The organism is Flavobacterium xizangense (assembly GCF_054075145.1).
Genome location: NZ_JBSIPG010000302.1, coordinates 1 through 240, shown reverse-complemented (window position 1 = coordinate 240; position 240 = coordinate 1). Strand labels below are relative to the sequence as shown.

General features: G+C 32.9%; 1 pseudogene. It reads left to right on the top strand.

The features are described 5' to 3' along the window. Nucleotides 1-240 (top strand): annotated as a pseudogene (locus ACWA1B_RS23530) (tetratricopeptide repeat protein); the annotation flags it as partial.

The window sequence follows — 240 nt, the reverse complement described above, 5'->3', positions numbered from 1 at the left end:
ATCGCTTAAGCCGTGGTATTTTGCCGTTGCCGCATCGGTAATTATTATGTTCGGATTGTTTTTCTTTGATTATAAACATTATCCAAATTTTGAAGATTACAATCATCCAGAAAGTGCTTATTTTACAGAGAGAGGCGTGTCTGAAGAAACTTTGAAAAAAGCAGAAAATGATTTTAATGGAAAAAGATATGAGAAAGCAATTCCGCTTTTTGAAAGCATTTTGAAAGAAAATAATTCGCC